Here is a 743-nt window from a genome sequence, read left to right on the forward strand (position 1 = left end):
AGCGGTCCAGGCGCAGGCTGCCCACGGGGTGCGGCCCTTCGGTCTCCAGCCGGTACTCCTCGCCTGACTTGGCGCGGTTCTCCTCGATCACCCGCTCGGACGGCGCCTTCTCCCCGCCCATCAGAGCTTCCTGCATCTTCTCGAACCGCTCGTGCGCCTCCTGCACGTAGCCGGTGCCCAGCGTCGTGTAGTCGATCTGCGTGGCGATCAGATCGCGCAGGTACGCCTTGTTCGGCTCGAAGGTCACCGGCGTGGGCAGTTCGGGCGCCGCCACCTCCTCAGGGTCGCGCCCGTCGTGCTTCTTGAACAGCTCGGCCGCCAGGCGCAGGTGCTCCAGCTCCATGTTGAGGTGCAGTTCCCAGATCGCCTTCACCTTCGGGTCCGACTCCGTCTCCATGAAGGAGTAGTAGAGGTAGCACTCGTTGTACTCATGGTTGAGCAGCATCTCCCACCAGCTCTCGCCGGGGTCGACGAGCGACTCGTAGTGGGTGACGTGCTCCTCCTCGATCAGCCCGATCTCCTGGTAGAGCTGGCGGGCGATCGGCTCCATGTACTCGGGGCCGACGTTCATGTAGAAGTTCATCGTCTGCTGCTCCGCGGCCAGGATCGTCAGCGCGTGCAGTTTCGACAGCGGGGCGGCCGAAGTGCGGTCATAGGGCTCGCGCACGTTGTCGACGGGGTCGCGGTGATGCAGGTAGGTGGGACGGCCAGGCATGACCTCTGTCAGCCCGTCGACGACCTTC

Annotated in this window: 1 pseudogene; it reads right to left on the minus strand. The window is 65.4% G+C overall.

The features are described 5' to 3' along the window. Positions 1-743, minus strand: a pseudogene (locus tag ABFX50_RS50850) (hypothetical protein); the annotation flags it as partial.

Source organism: Nonomuraea recticatena (assembly GCF_039533245.1).
In the GTDB taxonomy this organism is placed as follows: Bacteria; Actinomycetota; Actinomycetes; order Streptosporangiales; family Streptosporangiaceae; genus Nonomuraea; species Nonomuraea roseola.